Here is a 19,730-nt window from a genome sequence, read left to right on the forward strand (position 1 = left end):
TAATGTAGGGGACAGAGCATTTCTGATCCATCCGTCTTTATGGGTATCCCATTACCGGAAAGATGACAATTCGCAGGCCGACGGCATTCCGTAAATTTACCCTGTATAAAAGCCGGATGACCGCTCATTCAGGAGTGTTTCGCTGATTTCCAGCCACAAAAAAAGGCTTACGATACGCTCGTAAGCCTTTTTTATTTTAAATCAGGGGAGAAAAGGCAGGCAAACCTACTTCACGGAAGGCAGCACCGCTCCCGCGTATTTCTTTTTCATAAAGGCGGCCACTTCGGGGCTGGTGAGGGCCTTGTACAGGGCCTGAAGCTCGGGACGCTTCTCGTCGCCCGCGCGGATGGCCAGGATATTGGCGTAGGTGGCGGCGGCCATGGAGTCGGCGGCTTCCACGGCCAGGGCGTCGGCCACTTTCAGGCCGCCGAGAATGGCGTAGTTGCCGTTGACGATGGCGATGTCCACATCGGGCAGGGAGCGCACCAGCTGGGCGGCCTCGATCTCCTCGATCTTGAGCTTTTTGGGATTCTCCACGATGTCGCGCCGGGTGGCGGTCAGACCGGCGTCCTTCTTCAGCTTGACAAGGCCTTCGTCCTGCATGAGCAGCAGGGCGCGGCCCTCGTTGGTGGCGTCGTTGGGCACAGCCACCAGCGCGCCGTTCTTGAGGTCCTTGAGGCTCTTGCTCTTGCCCGCATAGATGCCGAAGGGCTCATAGTGCACCGGCCCCATGGAGCCAAGTCTGGTGCCTTTCTGGGCGTTGAAGTCGTCCAGATAGGGCTTGTGCTGGAAGTAGTTGGCGTCCAGTTCCTTGCTGTCCAGAGCCACATTGGGCTGCACGTAGTCGGAATATTCCACGATTTTGAGCTCATAGCCCTGCGGTTTGAGCAGCTTGGCGGCCTCGGCAAGGATTTCGGCGTGGGGCGTGGGGGAAGCCCCCACCGTAATGACGCCCGCGGCCTGGGCGTTGCAGACCAGCGAAACCGTGCCCAGCAGGGCGGCAAAAACCAGAAGCAGTTTTTTCATGGGTTCTGTCCTCGTGTAAAAGGTTGATGCGAGGCTGTGAAGCCGTGCCGGGGCGGGCTCTACGAACCGCGCTTGTCGCTGCGGCGCGTGGCCCAGTTGCCGAAACTCTGAAAGGCCTGCACGATGATGATCAGCAGCACCACCGTGATGACCATGATATCGGTCTGATAGCGGTTGTAGCCGTACATGATGGCCAGCTTGCCCAGCCCGCCGCCGCCCACGGCCCCGGACATGGCCGAATAGCCGAGGATGGTGATGGCGGACACGGCGCTGCCGTTGATCAGCGAGGGCCGCGCCTCGGGCAGCAGCACCTTGACGATGATCTGCCAGGTGCTTGCCCCCATGCTCTGGGCGGCCTCCACCACGCCGTGGTCCACCTCCAGCAGGGAGGATTCCACCAGGCGGGCCACAAAGGGCGCGGCGGCCAGCACCAGCGGCACCACGGTGGCGTTGTTGCCGATGGTGGTGCCCACCAGAAAGCGCGTGAAGGGGATGACCGCGATCATCAGAATCAGAAAGGGGAAGGAGCGGGTGAGATTCACCACCACGTCCAGCACGTTGTAGACAAGCGCGTTGGGCCGGATGCCGTCCCTGCGGCAGACGACCAGCACCACGCCCATGATCATGCCGAAGACATAGGAAAAGAAGGTGGCCACGACGGTCATGTAGAGCGTGTCCCACACGCCCACGAGCAGCATTTCAACGGTCTGCTGGTCAAACATGCTTCATTTCCTCCAGCATGATGGAATGCGCCCTGGCGTAGGCCATGATCCGCGTGCGGGATTTCTCCCGCTCGGGCAGTTGCAGCACCATCTGGCCGAACGCCACGCCGTTGATGTCGCGGGTGTCGGCGTACATGATGTTCACCGGGCAGCCGCATTCCAGCACCATGTTGGCGATGACCGGCTCCAGGGAGGAGCGGCCGTTGAAGATCAGACGGTACAGGTTTGGCTGCGGCAGTTTGCGGAGGGCGTCGGGCAGGACCAGACGGCGGGCCGCCTCGGTTTGCGGATGGAAAAAGACCTCTTCCACCAGGCCCTGTTCGACGATTTTGCCCTTGCTGATGATGCCCACATGGCTGCAGATCTTTTCAATCACGCTCATCTCGTGGGTGATGACCACGGCCGTGATGCCGAGCTGGACATTGATGTCCTTGATCAGGGCCAGAATGGAATCCGTGGTGGCCGGGTCCAGAGCGGAGGTGGCCTCGTCGCAGAGCAGCACGCGCGGCTTGGTGGCCAGGGCGCGGGCAATGGCCACGCGCTGCTTCTGGCCGCCGGACAGCTGCGAGGGATAGGCGTCCATACGGTTGGCAAGGCCCACCATGTCCAGCAGTTCTTCGGCCCGCTTGCGGGTCTCGTCTCTGGGCGCGCCCGCCAGTTCCAGGGGAAAGCAGACATTTTGCAGGGCTGTGCGCTGCATGAGCAGGTTGAACTGCTGAAAAATCATGCCCATGGCGCGCCGCGCCTCGCGCAGCGCGGCTTCGGGCAGACGGCAGAGGTCCCTGCCTTCAAAAAAGACGCTGCCGCCCGTGGGGCGCTCCAGCATGTTGATGCAGCGCACCAGGGTTGACTTGCCCGCGCCGCTCTTGCCGATGATGCCGAAAATGTCCCCCCGGCCGATGGCAAGGTCAATGCCGCGCAGGGCGAATACATCGGTATTCTTGCCGGAAAAGCGTTTTTCCAGCCCTTCGATACTGATAATGGGACCGTCAGCCATAGTGCCTCCGCCGTGGCGCTGCCGTTCCGGAAAGGTGGAGCGCCCAGGCCCCCGCCGGAATGGAGGCAGTATGATAGCATATTTTGCCGCAGGCGCAAAGAGGCGGCGGGACGCTTTCCGGCGGCCCCGCCGCGCCTCTCCGGCAAAAAGAAAGCCCGTCCCCCTACCTCTCCCGCACCAGTTCCCCGGCCTCGCGGGTCAGCGGGATCAGATCGTCCGGCCCCAGCAGATTCACGTCAAACTTGCGGTTCAGGGCCGCGAAATGGCGCAGGCCCATGGCAATGCGGTTGAGGTAAGAGAACACGCCGACGGCCCCGCTGGAAAAACTGTCCGCTTGCTTGCCGTACAAATGCCTGAGATCGGGCAGGTCGGCGAAAAGCGTTTCCCTGCTGTCCCCGAACTTCCTGAGATGCGCGGGAATGTTGCCCGCCTCGATCTGCTCGCTCACCTTTTTGGCGCTGTTGGCGGCGGCCATGGCCGCGCGGCAGAGGCCCACGGCCTGGAAATACGGCGCGCCCAGAGCCAGGGCCTTGAAGACCTGATCCTCCGTGGCGAAGCCTCCGGCAATGACCAGGGAGGGCAGTTCCAGGCCTTCCCGGCCCAGCCGGCGGGCGATGCTGCAAACCACGCTTTGCAGGGGCACGGTGGGCAGGCCCCACTCGTTCATCATCTTACAGGGGCTGTAGCCCGATCCGCCGCCCGCGCCGTCAAAGGTGACCACATCCACTTCGGCGGCCGCGGCAATACGCAGCACACGCTCGATATCCACAGGGTCAAAACCGGTCATCTTGAAATAGACGTTCTTCAGGCCCATGTCCCGAAGCCGGGCGATGCGCGGGATCAGATAATCCTCGTCCCACATGGGCAGGCGGCCGTAGACGTAAAAATTGGGCGCTTCGCCCCGCTCCGCAGCGGCCCGGACGGCCGGGTCCGCCGGGTCCGGATGCACCAGGGCCCCGGCCTCTTTCTTTTGCAGCGCGGCCGCATAGTCCTTGAGCCGGGTCACAGGCTGAGTGCCCTTGGCGGACTGGCCGAACTTGAATTCAATGGCCTCGGCCCCGCAGTTGCTGACGGCGTATTCGGGCAGGCCCTGGGCGTCCTCCTCGAAATTGGCCTGCGGGACGATCTGCCCATAGCCCCGGTAATAGCGGCGGAAGGCGTCCATGATTTCGTTCAGATAAGGAAATTCCGCAATTTTCCCGTTCCGCATCTTCAGCGCGGGATCCTTGGAGGGCGACCCCTCGCCGATGACGCAGCACACCCCGGCCATGGCGGCCCCGGCGAAATAATCCTGCCAGTTCATCTTCAGCAGGGCGGGCAGAAGCACGGGCAGGGCGATTTTGACCGGATGCCGCCGTCCCAGCGTGCGCTCAAGCCTGACGTTGAAAATGGCTGCCTGATCCGCTTCCGCCGGGACGCCCCGCGCCCCGAAGACGCGGCCGTTGATGTTGAAGTGGGAGTAGTCCAGCGGATAATCCTTCTCCGAGGCGATCTGATTGTTGCCCGTGGTGGTGGGATAGACGCTCTGCGCGCCCAGCACGGCGGACAACCCGATCTCACAGGTACCGGGGCAGTCGGCGGCGCAGAAGGCGCACATGCCGCTCTGCGGCGACAGGCTGTGGCTGCGGGTTTTGGTTTCGTTGAAACTGGAAGCGATGCCGGGATGAAAAGACATGGCGCGTCTCCTTGCGGTTGGAAGGAAGGAAAATGCGGATCACGACGTTGGTCGCAGCATACGCTATCTTTTCCTTACAGGAAACTGTGGTTTTAGCGTGACCCGTCGGACGATCTTTCTCCTCCGGCTATTTCTTTTCCCGCTTGGGCGGCTTGCCCGCCCCGCGTCCCGGCGGATGGGGACCGGCGCCCATCTCGGCCTCAATCAGGCGCACCAGTTCCACCGCCTCCATGCGCAGGGCCGACGCGATATGCACTATGGCGGTCAGCGAGCCGCACTGGATGCCGCGCTCCATGCCGGAGATATAGTCTTCGGAAAGCCCGGCCAGTCCGGCCAGCTGCCCCTGTGAAAGCCCGGCCCTGCGCCGCAGCCGGTGGACTACGGCTGCCACTGCCCAGTGCAATGTGGGAATTTTTTCCATAGCTAAACCATAGCGCGGCCCTTGACATGATATCCGTATATTTATACGGATATCTGGCAAGCGAACATGTGCCGCAAACATGCGCCTGCCGGTAATGAATCCGGAACAGAAGAAGAGAGACGCGACGGGCAGGGCCGCCGGGAGAAAAAACGACCGGGAAACAGCAAACGCAGGATCCGCCCGGCCCGCTCCGGAGACCGGGCCGCGGAACGGGAAGGTTCAGCGCAGGCCCGCGCCCTTGCAGGCCGCCGGGTTGCCGCATTGCTGCCGGTCCCGTTCGGCATGGGGTTCAGTGCGGGATTCCGGGCAAGCCGGGGTTCCGCAGAGGGCCATCTCGATCAGGTCCACGATGCGCGACGCGGGCATCTGCAGCCCCTGGGCAATACAGATGAGGGTTTCCACACGCACGCCGGAGCGGCCCTGTTCAAAGCGACGCAGCCAGGAACAGTCCACCCCGGCCCGTTTGGCCAGGGCGTAACGGCTCATGAGTCTCTCTTCTCTGAGAGCGGCCACAATGCGGCCCATGATCTGCTTGGCCTGTTCCGATTCCATTTCCGCCATTAAAACATGAACATCCCGGCTTGCATAAAGGACTAAAGTCTTATATCGGACAGCAGATATACACATCTGAAAGGAATTGCCGGGAAAGACGGCGTGGCGCGCCCTCCGCGCAAAGCCCCGGTCCGCCGGAAACAGAAAACCGCAACAAAGGGGTTCCATGTCCACGCATCCGGCCACGTGCCTCATCCCGCTCACCTCCAGCGAACCACTCTGGGAATGGGACATCGTCTCGGACACTCTTTTTCTGAGCCTGGGCGCGTGCAGCCTCCTGCGGCTGCCCGAACCGCCCACGCGCATGGCGGATTTTCTCGGGCATATTCCGCCCCACGCCCTGCCCCGGCTCAACGAGTTGCGCGAAGGCGTGCTCAGCGGCATGACCGGTTCCAGCCTGGAATGCGATTATCCTTTCAGCAATCTCTGGCTTCAGGAACAACTGCTGGTTCTGGCCCGCTGTGAAAACGGCCGGGCCACCAGGGTCATGGGCCGGTACACTGTTGCCCCGGCTCCGGCGGACAAAGCCGATGCGGCCGCCGGAGCGCGGCAAAACGGCCTGCCGGATGTGGGCGTCTGGATTTATTCCATTACCAGCAAAAGCGTCTGGCGGGACAGCACCTGCGCGGCCCTGCTGGGCGCTCCCGCGCCGGAAGGCTGTTCCATCGGCTATGACAGCCGCCTGTCGAACATTCACCCGGCGGACAAAAAAGCCCTGGCCCAGCGCTATCGCCTGCTGATTGAGCAGAAATCGCAGGGCGACACCCGGGACGACATCATCAAGGTCCTGCTCGGCAACGGCCGGTATGCGCGCATGCTTCTGCGCGGCTCCGTGCTGGAACGCGACGATCTCGGCCGGGCCACACTGCTGGCCGGCACCCTGCAACGCGCGGAAAGCGCGCAACCTTTCGCGGCCCGCATCCCCCGGGACGGACGCCTGTATTACGCCCTGGACGCCGTGGGCGACGGCCTGTGGGACTGGGACCTGCAAAACGATCTGATGTATTACAGCCCCCGTTATCTGGCCATGCTCGGCTATACGCAGGAGGAATTTCCCCCCACAGTCGACTCCTGGAAGGAAAAAATCCATCCGGACGATTACGAAAAGATCATCAACAGCCATCTGACCGTGATCGCTTCGCCGCGCTACGGCGATTCCATTGAATGCACCTATCGCATGCGGCGCGCCAACGGCGGCTGGGCCTGGCTTTTCGGACGCGGCTGCGTGACCCAGCGGGACGCCGACGGCCGGGCGCGGCATCTGGTGGGCTTCATCACCAATATAACCACGGTTCAGAACGAGCGGGACAAGCTGGAGGAACTGGTCAAAAACGACGTGCTTACCGGCCTGCGCAGCCGGGCCTACTGCAACCTGGAGGCCGAACGCATTGAGCGGAACGGCATCCGCCCGGTCTGCGTGATTTCCGGCGACATCACCGGCCTGAAGATGATCAACGACAATCTGGGGCACGCCGCCGGCGACGAAGTGCTGGCCGAGGCCGCCGCGCTGCTGCGCAAGCCCCTGCGGCTCACGGACTGCGTGGCGCGTATGGGCGGGGACGAATTTGTGGTGCTGCTGCCGGGCTGCACGCCGGACAAGGGCCGGGAACGGCTCGAAGCCATTGAGGCCTGTTTCGCCGACCGTAACCGCCGGTCCGACCGCCTGCCGATTCTGGCGGCCTTTGGTCTGGCCTTCAGCGAAAGTCCGGACGTGCCTCTGGCCAAAGTCATGGTGCAGGCGGATACCCTCATGCTCCGCCGGAAAAAGGCGCGGCGCAAAGCCGCGCAACGGGAAATCAAAATCTGGATCGAAGCCCGCACGGGCGAGAACGTCGGCGCCGACGACCGCCTTCCCGGCAACTGAGCCGTTCTTTCACGCCGTCCCCTCCGACGCCGGGGCGGGTCTTCTTGACAACACGCTTCTCCGGCAGCCACAATGACAACGGGCGGCGCTTTTGCAGCGGAACGCCCGCCGCTTATTATTATGGCACACAAGGACGCCCTTCTTTCCATCCGCGGCAAAACCCAACGCCTGGGAAAATCTTTTCGCTTCATTTACCGACGCGGCGGCAAAAGGCCTGCCGGGTCCGCGTTGAAACCTCCGGTCGGCGCAACAGCTTGACCGTCGGAGCGCTCCAATAAATAACCCCGTCCGGCACACCGGCGGCGGGCGGTATGGGCCGGGCCTGAGCCCGCCCTCAAAACAGAAGTGAGGCGTTTATGAGCATTCGTCGTATTCTGATGTCCCTGAGCACGGGTCTGGCCGTGCTGGCCCTCAGCCTGACCCCGGCGGGTCCGGCCCGGTCGGCCGGATCTGCGGCCGACGGCACGCGTATGGACCTGCCCGCGCCGGATAAAAAAGGCGGCATGCCCCTGATGCAGGCCCTGGCTGAACGGCGCTCCACCAAAAGCGGCTATACCGGAGCGCCCCTGTCCGCCCAGGAGCTGAGCAATCTGCTTTGGGCCACCTGGGGCATGAACCGGCCCGACGGCCGCCGCACGGCCCCCTCGGCCATGAACCGCCAGGAAGTGGCGGTCTACGCAGTATTGGAGAATGGCGTCTGGCGCTATGACGCGGCCGGTCATGCCCTGATCCGCGTACTGGACGGCGACCATCGCCGCGCCGCGGGCGGCGGTTCGCTGGTGCTGCTCTACGCCGCGCCCGAGGACCGCTGGTCCGGCATGCATGTGGGCTCGCTCTACCAGAATGCCGGGCTCTATTGCGCCTCCGCCGGACTGGGCAATTACGTGCACGCTTCAGGCGTGAGCGCACTGGACGGCAAACTGCCCCTGCCCGACGGCTGGCGCGTGCTCATCGCGCAGACCGTGGGCCTCACAAAATAAATCAAAGCGGCGCGGATGCGAAAACTCCGCGCCGCTTTTTTTCCGCCCCGCTCAGGCCCGCAGCAGCAGGCGGGCGCACAGGCCCCCGCCCTCTCTGTTGAACAGGGCGAGGTCGCCGTTATTCAGCCGTGCCATGGCCCCGGCAATGGACAGGCCCAAGCCGCAGCCGCCGGTATGACGGGCGCGCGCCGGGTCCAGCCGGTAGAACGGCTCCAAAACACGCTGCAATTCCGCCTCGGGTATGCCCGGTCCCCGGTCCAGCACATCAATGCGCAGCCCGTCCGGCTGACGCTCAAGGCATATTTCCGCGCCGCCCGCATGGCGCAAGGCATTATCCAGCAAATTCTCCAGGCAGCGGCGCAGGGCCTTTTCCCTGATGGGAAAAGGCCCTGCGCACTGGCCGGAAAAACGCACATCCTGCCCCATGTCCTGGCGATCCGCAGCCATGCTTTCCAGAAAAGCGGCCATATCCGTGGGCACGGCCGCTTCCCGCACCGCCACGTCGCCGGTGAGCTCCGCGCTGCTGGCCATGATGGCGCCCAGGGCGTCCAGATCCGCCAGCAGCTTGCCCCGCAATTCCGCCGCACGCACCTGCTCCACCCGCAGGCGCAGGCGGGTCAGGGGCGTGCGCAGATCGTGCGCCACAGAGGCCAGCATGCGCTCATGCTGGGCCATGGCCGCGCGCACCCGCTCCCGCATGCGGTTGAAGGCCCTGGCCGCTTCGCGGACCTCCTCGGGACCTTCCTCCGGCAGGGGCTCGCGGCATTCCACATCGCGTCCGAAGCGCTCGGCGGCGAAGGCCAGCGTGCGCAGGGGACGCACCAGACGGTGCACCAGCCACAACGCCAGCGAAACCATGACCAGCGACCCCGCGCTGAGCGTCAACAGCGCAATGTGCAGGGACGGCCCGACGGCCACGCTGGTCTGGATGAGGGAATACCAGACGCCGTCGTGCAGGCGCACGGCCACATGGCTCTGGTAGATCATGCCGCCCCGCGCTTCAGGATTGACGGCCCCGTCCGCGCCGCGCGAAGCGGGGATGCGCCGCACGCTGGTCCGCAGATGCCCGGCCTGAAAAGGCAGCCCGTACAGATTGGCCAGACTGTCCAGCAAGCGGGACCGCAAATACAGCGAAAGATCGTCCCGGCTCTGCGTCTCCGGCTCCGGGCCGGGCGTCAGGCGGATATTCAGGGTGTCCAGACGCTCCAGGCGATGCACGAGTTCAGCCCGCGCCGCCTGCTCCCGCACATGGTCCAGAAGCCGCAGGCACAGCGCCAGAGACCCCGCCTGATCCGCCACTTCGTTGCGGGCGGCCTGGCGGTCCGTAAAGAAACGCACTGTGAGCAGGGTAACCAGATGCAGGATGAGGAAGGCGGCCACCAGGAGCAGCGCCAGCCGCCCGAAAAGCCCGCCGGGCAGACGCCGCGCCGTCAATGCGCCTCCCCGCCATACTCCGGCAGGGAAGCCGGAAAGACGTCCGCAGCCAGCACATAGCCGTCGCCCCTGACCGTCTTGATGATCCGGGCTTCGCGCCCGTTGTCCCGCAGGCGGACCCGCAGACGGCTGACCTGCACGTCTATGCTGCGGTCAAAAGCCGTGGCGTCGCGCCCTTGGGTGCGCTCCAGCAATTCGTCGCGGCTGAGCACCTGCTGGGGGTGCTCCAGAAAAACCCGCAGCAGGCGCAGTTCCGCGCCGCTCAAATGCACCACGACGCCGTCCGGCGCGACCAGCTTCCGGGCCGCGCGGTCCAGCAGCCAGCCCGCGAAGCGCAAGGCCCTGGCCGTGGACGTGCCGCTTCCGCCGGGCGCGCCCGCGCGCCGCAGCACAGTCCGGATGCGCGCCAGCAGTTCGCGCGGCTCAAAGGGTTTGGCCAGATAGTCGTCCGCCCCCAGTTCCAGGCCGACCACCCGGTTGGTGATGTCGCCCAGCGCCGTGAGAAAGATGACCGGCACGGCGGAAAACGCGCGCAGCCGCCTGAACGTCTCATAGCCGTCCGCGCCGGGCAGCATGATGTCCAGCACCACTAGGTCGCAGGGCGTGCCGGGCAGCAGGCGGAAAAACTCGCGGGCGTCCCCCGCCGAGGACGTCGCGAAACCGTGGCGGCGCAGATAGTCGGACAAAAGCTCCCGGATGTCCGGATCGTCGTCCACCACAAAGATGTGCTGTTCTCGGGTCATAATTTAACAACGCGGCATGGGGGGAATAGAATTTTTGTCAGCATAGCAGGGCCGCCGGGCAAAGGCGAGTCCCTCTTCTGTAACAAAGTGTTGCGGGATTTCACATCCGTAACACTTTGTTGCCGTTTTCCATGCCGCCCACATATTTCCGGCCGTGCGCCGTGCTAGCTTCATTCCCGAAAAGGACCGCAAGGGTCCGCCACAGGGAGGAGCAATGCTGACAAAAGTGAAGAACTACGTGCGGGACCGCTGGCCCTTCGGCCATGACCTGGATATTCCCCCGGCCTCGCTGGTGCGCCTGATGAGCGCTTCCGGAGCCGAGCCCTGGCATCTGTATGCCATTCAGAGCCGGAAATGGCGGCGGCACGTCTGCGCCGCCTGCGCCTGGCTGGACGAGGCCCTGCCCAGAAACGCCCTGATCTTTGAGCCGGGCTGCGGCAGCGGGGCCAATCTGCTCTGGCTGGCGGAACGCGGCTTCCGCCGTTTACAGGGCAGCGATCTGAGCCTGGAGGCCCTGTGCCTGTGCCGCGATCTCGCGGAACTTCAGGGGCGCGAACTGGAAGTCTGGCGGGACGACGGCATGCGGCCGCTACGCCCCCCGAAAGAGGCGGACGCCATCATTTCGGTCAACTGGCTCTATCATGTGCCCGGCGCGGGCCTGGCGGGCTTTCTCGCCACCTACCGGCCCACCCTGCGCGCCGGCGGGCTGATCGCCTGCGATGTGGTGGACAAGGCCTACGACAATGTCCCCGGCAACCGTTACCACAGCTCCGACCTGCATTTGCCCGAAGCGCGCCGCCGCCCCTCCGAATACACCTTCCGCCTGGACGCGGCGGAAGTGGAAGGCATTGCGCGGGCGGAAGGTTTCCGGGTGCTGCGCTCCGCCCGCTTTACCCTGGGGCGTCCCCCCCGCGCGGTCTACCTCCTGCAACGCGTGGAGCGGGCTTCCACAATCCATTAGAGCAACGTAACTTTAAACATTGCTCACGGAGGCGTGAAACTTACGGGTCAGAACATCGTGTCCCGGTCCTGTATAATCTTAATGTTAATTCGCCCTAGGACCGCTCCCCGGCGCGGCCCCTGGTCTGCCGCCACAAAATCTCGAACAGCTTCCTCGGCTCGATGGGTTTGGCGATATGGGCGTCCATACCCGCGTCCAGGCAGCGCTGCACGTCCCCGGCGAAGGCGTTGGCCGTCATGGCGATGATGGGGATGGCCGCCGCGCGGGGATGGCCGCTGTGCCGCATGGCGCGGGCGGCGTCGTAGCCGTCCATGACCGGCATCTGGACATCCATGAACACGGCGTCAAACGCGTCCGGCGCGCTGTTTTCAAAAAGCTCGCAGCCTTCTTTGCCGTTGGCGGCAATGCTGACCGTGACCCCTTCGCTTTCAAGAATCCGCTGCGCCACCAGTTGGTTGACTTCATTGTCCTCCACCACCAACACGCGCAGACCGGCAACGTCCAGACCAACGCCGGGGCTCTTCTCCTCATCCGGCGGCGGGATGTCGGAAGAGCTTGCAAAGTGCAGCGGCAGGTCCACGATAAAGCGCGTGCCCCGGCCCGGTTCGCTCTCCACCCTGATGGAACCGCCCTTGTAGTCCACAATGTTCTTGACGATGGAAAGCCCCAGACCCGTGCCTTCCGTCTGCCCGGCGCGGGAATTCTGCACCCGGAAAAACAGCTCGAAAATGTGCGGGATATCCTCTTTGGCGATGCCGGAGCCGCTGTCCTCGACCACAAAACGGTACCAGCCGATCTGCTCGTTCTTCTGCGGCAGTTCCGTGACCGTGAGGGAGACGCGCCCGCCCGCGGGCGTGAATTTGACGGCGTTGCTGATCAGGTTTTCAAGAACCTGGTGAAGGCGCAGACTGTCTCCGACGCACATGTCGTGGCGGACCTCGAAAGAATAGCTGAAGGCAAGGCCCTTCTTCTCAGCCAGCGCGTTGGCGCGGGTCACGACTTTCCGCACTTCCTCCCGCTGGCTGAACAACTCACTGGCCAGGACCATCCGGCCGCTCTCAATGCGGCTCATGTCCAGAATGTCATTGATCAGACGGAGCAGATGTTCCGAGGCGGTCTTGATGACGCCGAGACTTTCGTCAATCTGGGCGGGATCGTCGCGCCGGGCCAGGGCAAGCTCGGTCATGCCGACAATGGCGTTCATGGGCGTGCGTATGTCGTGGCTCATGGAGGAGAGAAAATCGGTCTTGGCCTGGCTGGCTTCCTGGGCGATGATCAGCGCGTTTTTCAGATGTTCCCTGGCCTGCTGGTCGGCCAGCAGCACGTCGGTCACGTCGGCCCGCACCAGACAGATGGTCTGGTGGTTTTCCCCGCCCCAGAGGACGCTGATCTGCTTGTGGCAGAGTCCCGAGGCGGAACGGCAGGGAAAGGTGAACTCATAGCCGCCCGGTTTTTCAGCCAGCCGTTCCAGCATGGCCGCCACGGAAAACTGCCCGCGCACCTCTTCCGCCTCTTCATCTCCATCGCTGTGGCGGATGAATTTCTCCACCATCTGATCGAAACTCTCCGCCGTATACGGGGCGAGATTCCGGAGCACGGTTTCCCGCGTGTGCATGACGCAACCGCCGGTGGTCACGTTGATGAAACCGACCAGCTCAAAGGTATAGGCCAGCATGTTCAGCAGCGCCTTCTGTTCCCGCACCGATTCCGTAATATCCGTGCGGGAAAGGCAGACCCGGTTCAGGCGCCTGTCTATGGAAAAGACGACCATGCTTTTGGTGAAGATTTCGCCGTTTCCGTCCATCAGGGAATAGTGGAAGGAGTAGGCCTCTTCCTTTTCCAGCCGCCGCCGCATGTACTCCAGGTCGAGCATTTTCGCGCAGATCTCCCTGTCCTTGGGCGCCACCAAAGACTGGAGAAAGCGGGCGGCCTCTTCGCTGTAGACGCCCCGGGCCAGCGGAAGCGCGTCGGCCTGCCGCTTGAAGGAAAGGATCCGGTAACGGTCGTGCGTCAGGTCCACGTCCGCCAGAAAATCGTAGCTGGCGTGGGCCAGCCGGTTCAGGATCTGCTCGGAAACCTTCTGCTCGGTCACGTCCAGAACGGAGAGCACGCCGATGAGGTCGCCGCTGTCCGGTGCGACCACCAGCTTGACGATGACCCGGACATAGCGTCCCTGCGCCTCAAACGGCAGTTTGACGAAGCACTCCAGCTCATGCCTGAGCTCGCCCCGCTCAAAGGCCGCGCGCAACGGCGGCGCGAGAAAACGCTCCAGAAAGGCGCGGCGCTCGTCCTCATCCACGACCAGACCGGCCAGGCCCTCGAAAAAAGGCTCGCGCGCGTGGCCGAAGGTTTCCAGCAGACGGCTGTTGGTCTGGTCCGTGATTTCAATGATCACGTTGCCCGTGATGTTGCAGTGGCCCGTGATGATCTCGCCGCGCACAAAACCCCTGTGGTGCTGCATGAGCATGTCGTTGTAGCGACGGCTCAGATCGGCCCGCTCGGCCACCTCGTCGCTGACATCGCTGAACATGGCGTAAATCCGGAGGGTTCCATCCTCGTCCAGAATCAGGGCGGACCTGTTTTTCACCCAGATATAGTCGTGTTCGCCCTTGCGCAGGCGGTAGACCGTCTCACAGGAATCCAGGCCCGTGTCCATCTGCCTGCGAATCCGGGACAACGCGTAGCCCGCGTCGTCGGGATGCACGCCGGCGCCCGCGTCGTGGCCATACAGCGCGTACACCTGTTCAAGCGTCATGCCGGTCATGGCCGCAAAGCCGTCCGAAATGAATTCCGGCACCAGGGCGCCGTCCGCATCGCGGCGCAGCACCATGATGCCGCCGGGCAGATGCCGGATCAGGGTCTGGTAATAGCGTTCCAGGCGTTCCCTTTCCCTGTCGGCATGCGCTTTCACCGTAATATCAGTCAGATACATGACATAGGCCGGAATGCCGTCCCAGTCGGTTTCCCGGATCGCTGTGGCATATATCTTGTCCGAAGCGGGGATCAGCATTTCCCGGTTCTTGCCGTCCTCTCCGTCCAAGGGACAGAATTCACAGGGCTCCCGCCTGCCGTGCAGGGCGACATAGCACTTCCGGCCCACGACCGGAACGCCGGAATCCACAAAGAGATTGATCCGCTCGTTGACGTAAAGCAGGCTGTAATCCTTTTTGCCGATGACGTAGATGCCGTCCGCCGCCTCGCCGGCAATGCGCTGGTGGAGCTTTGTCTCCGCCGACATGCCGGTGAGGACGGCGTAAAAGGCCGCCGCCCCGGAGGGAGCGTCCACGCGCCTGCCGTTCAGATGCACCCAGACCTGACGTCCGTCCTTGTGGCGGACGCGGTAGGAAAGCTCCACCGACCCGCCGCTCTGCACGGCGCTGAAAATCGCCGCCTTCACCTTGGGCCGGTCCTCGTCGCGCACCGCCCGCAACGCGTCGTCGCCCAGCAGGATCAGGTATTCCTCTTGCGTATGGCCGGACAGCGCCGCCACGCCGCCGGAACAGAAGACGGGAGTCAGGAGGCCGTCCGCCACGGCACAGACCAGAATGCCGCCGGGGATATTTTCGAGTATGGAACGCACGTCCGGGGTCCAGGCCGCGCCGGGTTCGGGGGACGGCGTGTTCTCGCCCATGTGCGGGCTGTCAGTGGATGGAACTGTATTCTTTCGCATGCCTTGATCGACTCCTTCCCGCGCGTTGCGCGCTGTCCGGGTCGAGCCCCGCCGCACGCCGCGGCAAAGGCCCCATTTTTGCCTCCGGCGTCCTCGCGGAGCGACCGGAATATTTCACAGACAGGATCATTATGCTCGCCGCAGCGCGGGGGGCGCGGCTCAGAGGCTCCCCTCCAGGCGCAGCAGACATTCCTTGACCGGCAGCCCGCCGCCGTAGCCCACCAGAGCGCCGTCGGCTCCGATGACCCGGTGGCAGGGGATCACAATGGAGATGGGATTGCGGTTGTTGGCCATGCCCACGGCCCGGCAGCCCCTGGGGCAGTCCACAGCCTCGGCGATCTGCTTGTAGCTGCGCGTCTCGCCGTAGGGAATGCGGGTCAGAGCCCGCCAGACCTTTAGCTGAAACGGCGTGCCCCGTGGAGCCAGGGGCAGGTCGAAATCCCGCAGGCGGCCTTCCAGATAAGCCTCAAGCTGGCGGCGGGCCTCGCGCAGCAGGGGCGTTTCCTCACGGGCGGCATCCGCCGCCAGCGGACCGGATTTGACGCCGCCGTCCTTGCGGATCAGGTCCAGGGCCAGAATGCGGCCGTCCTCCTCCACCAGAGACACGCCGCCGATCAGGGACAGGTCATACTGTTGCGTGTATTTCATGCGGCGGCTCCCCGCGCCGGGACGGGCGCTTTGGAGGAGGAAAGCAGAAAGGCGAACAGCATGCCCAGCAGAGCCACCAGGCCCAGGCACTGGATGGCGCGCGGCAGGCCGTAATTGTCGGCGATCCAGCCCAGGCAGGGGGCGGCCATGCCGCCCATGCTGGTGGCCAGGCCCAGGGTCACGCCCGAGGCGAAACCGATGTTGCGGGCCAGCAGCTTCTGCCCCAGCACCACCAGCGAACTGAAGGGCGCGTAAAGCACAAAACCCAGAAAGGGCAGCAGGGCGTAGGCCGCGTAAAGATTGCCCGCCAGGCTGAAGGCGAAAACCACCGGAGCCATGAGCACAAAGGCCAGGCGGATGATCTTGATGCAGCCGTAACGGTCGGACAGCAGGCCGCCAATGATGTTGCTGATCACCCCGCAGGTGCAGAACACGGTGAGCGCCACGGCCCCGGCGGCCTTGGACTGCCCGAAGGCGTTGACCCAGTACAGCGGAATAAAGGTGTTGAAACCCACAAAAAGCGTGGAACGGGCCACAATGGACACGGTCAGCTTGGAAAACTCCCGCCAGTTGTTGGAGCCGGGGATTTCGGCCTCGTCGTCCGCGCTGTCCGCCACGGCGGCGGGCGCGCCAGCCGGAGCGGCGGACACCGGGGCGGGCGGCACAGCCGCATCGGCAACGGATTTTTTAAAGCCGGTCATGTGCGCGATCTGCCAGAGCAGGATGGAGGCCATGCACACGGCGATGCAGGCGAAAACCGCCGTGCCGCTCATGCCCCAAAAGCCCACGCAGCCCGTGACCAGCAACGGCCCCAGCACAAAGCCGCTGTTGCCGCCGATGGAAAAGATGCTCAGGCCGATGCCCTTGCTCCGGCCGGAAACCTTGTTGGCGAAGCGCGCGCCCTCGGGATGGAAGAGCGCCGCTCCGATGCCGCTGAGCGTGATGGCCGCGAAAATGGCCCAGTAGTGGCTCATGAAGCCCACGGTCGCCAGACCGCAACCGGCCAGCAACACGCCCAGAGGAATGAACCAGGGCTTGGAGAAACGGTCCGCCAGCCAGCCGAACAGGGGCTGAATAATGGACGACAGGCAGGAAAAGGCGAACATCAGGCCGCCGGTGGCCTGATAACTCAGGCCGTAGCTGGCCCTCACAAACGGCAGCAGGGCGGGCAGCGCCCCGCCGTTTACATCACAGGAGAGATGTCCCAGCGAAAGAAGAAGAATTTTCTTTTTGTCCATGTCCGGACGCTACACCAAAGACCGGGCAAATCCAAGATGCGGACAGGGCGCGGCGGAGGGCGGGCGGTCAGGCCCGCAAAAGCCTCAGCGCCAGACCGCCCCGCAGGACTTGCAGCGCATGCGGCGGCGCGCAAATGGCAAGGGGATGCCGAGAGCGAGGGAGAGCGCCGCCAGCGGGCCGGATCGCGTACATTCCAGATCGTTGCCGCCGCAATGCGGACAAATCCCGGTGTCTTGCTCCTCTTCCCGCGCGTTATCCGCGGGGACGGGAAACGCGGCGCGCAACACGTCCAGCGCGTCCGTTGCCCGCTCCGCCGGAACCTGCACCTCCACCCCGCCCATGGCTCCGGCATGCCACTGAAGCCCGACCAGATGCTCGTTGCTGAGGAAGACGGGAATACCCGCCTGCTCCAGCAGGCTTTTAATGACGTGGGCCTCGGGCGCGGCGTCGAACGCGGCCACGGTGACGAAATCCGCCATGTGGGAAGCCTCCGGTCTGTCGTAAGTGCAACGCGCATTTTTCGCGCCTTCCACAGCAGTAGGTATGAAGATATTCTCCACAAAAATTGCAGCGAATGGAAGATGTAGTCTCCGCATGGCCGGGCCGTCCGCGCGGCCTTCGTTTTCCGAGGGTTGTTTTAGGCTCAGGACTCATTAATTGAGATAGAAGATAACAACGGCTGCGATGCATATAGCCGAGAAAAATGTGTGGGCACATCGATCATAGCGCATTGCAATACGTCGCCAGTCTTTGATTCTACCAAACATGTTTTCAATTTTGTGGCGTTGTTTATACAGATCTTTGTCGTAGGCAACAGCTACTTTTCCGGTTTTCCGGGAAGGGATGCAAGGCGTGATGCCTCTTTCGAGCAAGGCATTGCGGAACCAATCGGCATCATATCCTCGGTCAGCAAGGAGTTCCTTGGCCTTGGGGAAGGCGCTCAACAATTGCGCAGCTCCCTTGTAGTCACTGGTCTGGCCGGGAGACAACAAAAGGAGGATTGGCTTGCCCTCGCCATTGCAAACAGCGTGAAGTTTGGAGTTCAGTCCGCCTTTTGTGCGCCCGATACAGCGGGAAAGAGCCCTTTTTTAAGCAAGCTTGCTGCCGTACGATGGGCTTTAAGGTGGGTGGCATCAATCATTAGCCACTCTGTATCCCCTTGTTTTTCAACAAGCTCCATAAATATTTTGTTGAAAACGCCAAGTCTGCTCCAGCGTATGAACCTGTTATACAAGGTTTTATGTGGCCCGTACTCGCGAGGTGCGTCTTTCCACTGAAGTCCATGTTTTATGACGTAAATGATTCCACTGAGTATCCGCAAATCGTCAACACGCGGAATGCCATGGGACAAAGGAAAATATGGCTTGATCCGATCAAGCTGGGCACGGGAAAGATAAAAGAGAGTACTCATAGCTCACCTCTTGGCACACTATGAGTACTCTTTTACAAACTTTTTGACAATTAATGAGTCCTGAACCTAGGGAAGCACACTATCTTTTACAAAGAATAGCTCATGGCTCAAATTACCAATAAGCGCCTTGGGGAGCTGATACAGGCTCTTTTCCGTATTCTTGAAAAGCATCCTGACGGCATGAAGGCTCAAGAGGCCCTGGCGGCTTTGGCGGATGCGGTCACGCTCACGGAATACGAAGCCGGAAGCTATGAAAGCGGACGACGCTTTGAAAAAATTGTGCGCTTTGCCACAGTGGATACTGTGCGGGCGGGTTGGCTCATCAAGGAAGGCGGAATATGGACGCTGACTCAAGAGGGGGCACAAGCTCTGAAGCTGTATGAGGACCCTCTGGAGTTTCACAAAAAAGCGGCACAACTATATCAGCAATGGCGCAAGCACTACAAGGGAGTTCAGTCTGACGCGCAAGCGCCAATTGTAACGGATGTGGAAGAGGTGGAGGACGAAAGCGAAAAAAGCGTCAGCGTTTCCTATGAGGAAGCCAAAGAACAGGCTCAGGAAAAAATTGACACCTTCCTGCACGCGATGGACGCCTATGATTTTCAGAAACTTGTGGCGGATTTGCTCAGGGCCATCGGCTATCATGTGACCTGGATTGCTCCGCCCGGCAAGGACGGCGGAGTGGATATTCTGGCATATACTGATCCCCTTGGGACGCAGGGGCCGCGCATCAAGGTGCAGGTCAAGCAACAGCAAAAGGCCGTCACAGAGCCCGACCTGAAGTCCTTTATGGCAAATATCGGCCAGCATGACAGCGGCATCTTTTTCTGCACAGGGGGGTTCACCAAGGATGCCGAGACCTACGCCCGCAGCCAAGAAAGCAAAAGGATCATGCTCATCGACAGCGCCAAGTTGGTGCAACTGTGGACGGATAATATTCCCCGCCTGAGCGATCAGGCATGGCAAAGGTTGCCGCTGACGCCGATCTACTTTTTGACGCCGGAGGGGTAACCCTTGCGGTTAGAAATCTTGGTTAGAAAATGGTTAGGAACGAGGTTAGGACGCTCTCCAGATGCCCCTACCACACATGAGTTCCTCTTCTCACGCACGCTTTCATCAACTGCCAGCTTCCTGCCGCAGTCCCTATCAAACCCCACAAAGCCGTATCAATACACGTCTTGCTGCGAAGGGCGTCTAACGTTCCTGGTTAGAAATAGGTTAGAAAAACGAAAAAAGCCTTTAAGTCGTTTTGACCTAAAGGCTTAAATTTCTTGGTTGCGGGGGCAGGATTTGAACCTACGACCTTCGGGTTATGAGCCCGACGAGCTACCGAACTGCTCCACCCCGCGCCATGTGGCGACATGTCATATCGCGAGAAAGAGGTATA

17 protein-coding genes and 1 tRNA gene are annotated in these 19,730 nt (G+C 62.5%); 4 read left to right on the top strand and 14 right to left on the bottom strand.

All coding sequences use genetic code 11. From position 1 onward, the window contains the following. Positions 1–225: 225 nt before the first annotated feature. The 6 genes from FYJ44_RS10625 to FYJ44_RS10650 all read right to left on the bottom strand — a co-directional run bounded on the left by FYJ44_RS10625 (position 226) and on the right by FYJ44_RS10650 (position 5,402). Positions 226–1,026 carry a MetQ/NlpA family ABC transporter substrate-binding protein gene (locus FYJ44_RS10625; protein WP_154511920.1) on the bottom strand — a complete coding sequence of 267 codons (801 nt, stop codon included), beginning with the start codon at positions 1,024–1,026 and terminating at the stop codon, positions 226–228. Between the two features lie 59 nt (positions 1,027–1,085). Continuing rightward, a complete protein-coding gene (locus FYJ44_RS10630; protein WP_154511922.1) occupies positions 1,086–1,748 on the bottom strand; it encodes a methionine ABC transporter permease in 663 nt (220 codons plus the stop codon). After that, complete coding sequence (locus FYJ44_RS10635) at positions 1,741–2,745, bottom strand: methionine ABC transporter ATP-binding protein (protein ID WP_154511924.1); 1,005 nt, start codon at positions 2,743–2,745, stop codon at positions 1,741–1,743. The genes FYJ44_RS10630 and FYJ44_RS10635 overlap by 8 nt, the downstream gene beginning before the upstream one ends. A 163-nt stretch (positions 2,746–2,908) precedes the next feature. Then, entirely contained in the window at positions 2,909–4,420 is a 1,512-nt protein-coding gene (locus FYJ44_RS10640) for a glutamate synthase-related protein (protein WP_154511926.1), read from the bottom strand. Positions 4,421–4,547: 127 nt separating this feature from the next. After that, positions 4,548–4,841 carry a helix-turn-helix domain-containing protein gene (locus tag FYJ44_RS10645; RefSeq protein ID WP_154511928.1) on the bottom strand — a complete coding sequence of 98 codons (294 nt, stop codon included), beginning with the start codon at positions 4,839–4,841 and terminating at the stop codon, positions 4,548–4,550. A gap of 219 nt (positions 4,842–5,060) precedes the next feature. Next, positions 5,061–5,402, bottom strand: coding sequence for a helix-turn-helix domain-containing protein (locus tag FYJ44_RS10650; protein ID WP_229772666.1), 342 nt, complete (start codon positions 5,400–5,402; stop codon positions 5,061–5,063). 157 nt (positions 5,403–5,559) lie between these two features. On the opposite strand from FYJ44_RS10650, the gene FYJ44_RS10655 reads away from it, so the two are divergent. Then, the gene (locus FYJ44_RS10655; protein WP_154511932.1) at positions 5,560–7,257 is read left to right on the top strand and encodes a sensor domain-containing diguanylate cyclase; all 1,698 of its coding nucleotides are present in this window, start codon (positions 5,560–5,562) and stop codon (positions 7,255–7,257) included. Positions 7,258–7,613: 356 nt separating this feature from the next. Further along, complete coding sequence (locus tag FYJ44_RS10660) at positions 7,614–8,237, top strand: nitroreductase family protein (protein ID WP_154511934.1); 624 nt, start codon at positions 7,614–7,616, stop codon at positions 8,235–8,237. A 51-nt stretch (positions 8,238–8,288) separates the two neighbouring features. Here FYJ44_RS10660 and FYJ44_RS10665 read toward each other — a convergent pair whose 3' ends face one another. Both FYJ44_RS10665 and FYJ44_RS10670 read right to left on the bottom strand, forming a co-directional pair. Further along, positions 8,289–9,671 carry a sensor histidine kinase gene (locus FYJ44_RS10665; RefSeq protein ID WP_154511935.1) on the bottom strand — a complete coding sequence of 461 codons (1,383 nt, stop codon included), beginning with the start codon at positions 9,669–9,671 and terminating at the stop codon, positions 8,289–8,291. Continuing rightward, positions 9,668–10,414 carry a response regulator gene (locus FYJ44_RS10670; RefSeq protein ID WP_154511936.1) on the bottom strand — a complete coding sequence of 249 codons (747 nt, stop codon included), beginning with the start codon at positions 10,412–10,414 and terminating at the stop codon, positions 9,668–9,670. Before FYJ44_RS10670 ends, FYJ44_RS10665 begins: the two co-directional genes overlap by 4 nt. A 214-nt stretch (positions 10,415–10,628) precedes the next feature. Here FYJ44_RS10670 and FYJ44_RS10675 point away from each other — a divergent pair, with 214 nt between their 5' ends. Further along, positions 10,629–11,375, top strand: a complete 747-nt coding sequence (locus FYJ44_RS10675) for a class I SAM-dependent methyltransferase (RefSeq protein ID WP_154511938.1) — start codon at positions 10,629–10,631, stop codon at positions 11,373–11,375. Between the two features lie 94 nt (positions 11,376–11,469). Here FYJ44_RS10675 and FYJ44_RS10680 read toward each other — a convergent pair whose 3' ends face one another. The 5 genes from FYJ44_RS10680 to FYJ44_RS10700 all read right to left on the bottom strand — a co-directional run bounded on the left by FYJ44_RS10680 (position 11,470) and on the right by FYJ44_RS10700 (position 18,343). Next, positions 11,470–15,045, bottom strand: coding sequence for an ATP-binding protein (locus FYJ44_RS10680; protein WP_154511940.1), 3,576 nt, complete (start codon positions 15,043–15,045; stop codon positions 11,470–11,472). Positions 15,046–15,204: 159 nt separating this feature from the next. Continuing rightward, positions 15,205–15,693, bottom strand: coding sequence for a methylated-DNA--[protein]-cysteine S-methyltransferase (locus FYJ44_RS10685; RefSeq protein WP_154511942.1), 489 nt, complete (start codon positions 15,691–15,693; stop codon positions 15,205–15,207). Next, entirely contained in the window at positions 15,690–16,931 is a 1,242-nt protein-coding gene (locus FYJ44_RS10690) for an MFS transporter (RefSeq protein ID WP_154511944.1), read from the bottom strand. The genes FYJ44_RS10685 and FYJ44_RS10690 overlap by 4 nt, the downstream gene beginning before the upstream one ends. Positions 16,932–17,015: 84 nt before the next feature. After that, the gene (locus tag FYJ44_RS10695) at positions 17,016–17,411 is read right to left on the bottom strand and encodes a putative signal transducing protein (protein ID WP_195841013.1); all 396 of its coding nucleotides are present in this window, start codon (positions 17,409–17,411) and stop codon (positions 17,016–17,018) included. A gap of 174 nt (positions 17,412–17,585) precedes the next feature. After that, positions 17,586–18,343, bottom strand: a protein-coding gene (locus FYJ44_RS10700; RefSeq protein WP_154511948.1) for an IS5 family transposase whose coding sequence is annotated in 2 segments (ribosomal slippage) — positions 17,586–18,010 and positions 18,010–18,343 — 759 coding nt in all. Because the reading frame shifts where the segments join, the coding sequence is not laid out codon by codon here. A gap of 102 nt (positions 18,344–18,445) precedes the next feature. On the opposite strand from FYJ44_RS10700, the gene FYJ44_RS10705 reads away from it, so the two are divergent. Further along, the gene (locus FYJ44_RS10705) at positions 18,446–19,354 is read left to right on the top strand and encodes a restriction endonuclease (protein ID WP_154511950.1); all 909 of its coding nucleotides are present in this window, start codon (positions 18,446–18,448) and stop codon (positions 19,352–19,354) included. Positions 19,355–19,615: 261 nt separating this feature from the next. Here the strand turns inward: FYJ44_RS10705 and FYJ44_RS10710 are convergent. Beyond that, positions 19,616–19,692: transfer RNA gene (locus FYJ44_RS10710), tRNA-Met, on the bottom strand. Positions 19,693–19,730 lie beyond the last annotated feature (38 nt).

Source organism: Desulfovibrio porci (genome assembly GCF_009696265.1).
Classification (GTDB): Bacteria; Desulfobacterota; Desulfovibrionia; order Desulfovibrionales; family Desulfovibrionaceae; genus Desulfovibrio; species Desulfovibrio porci.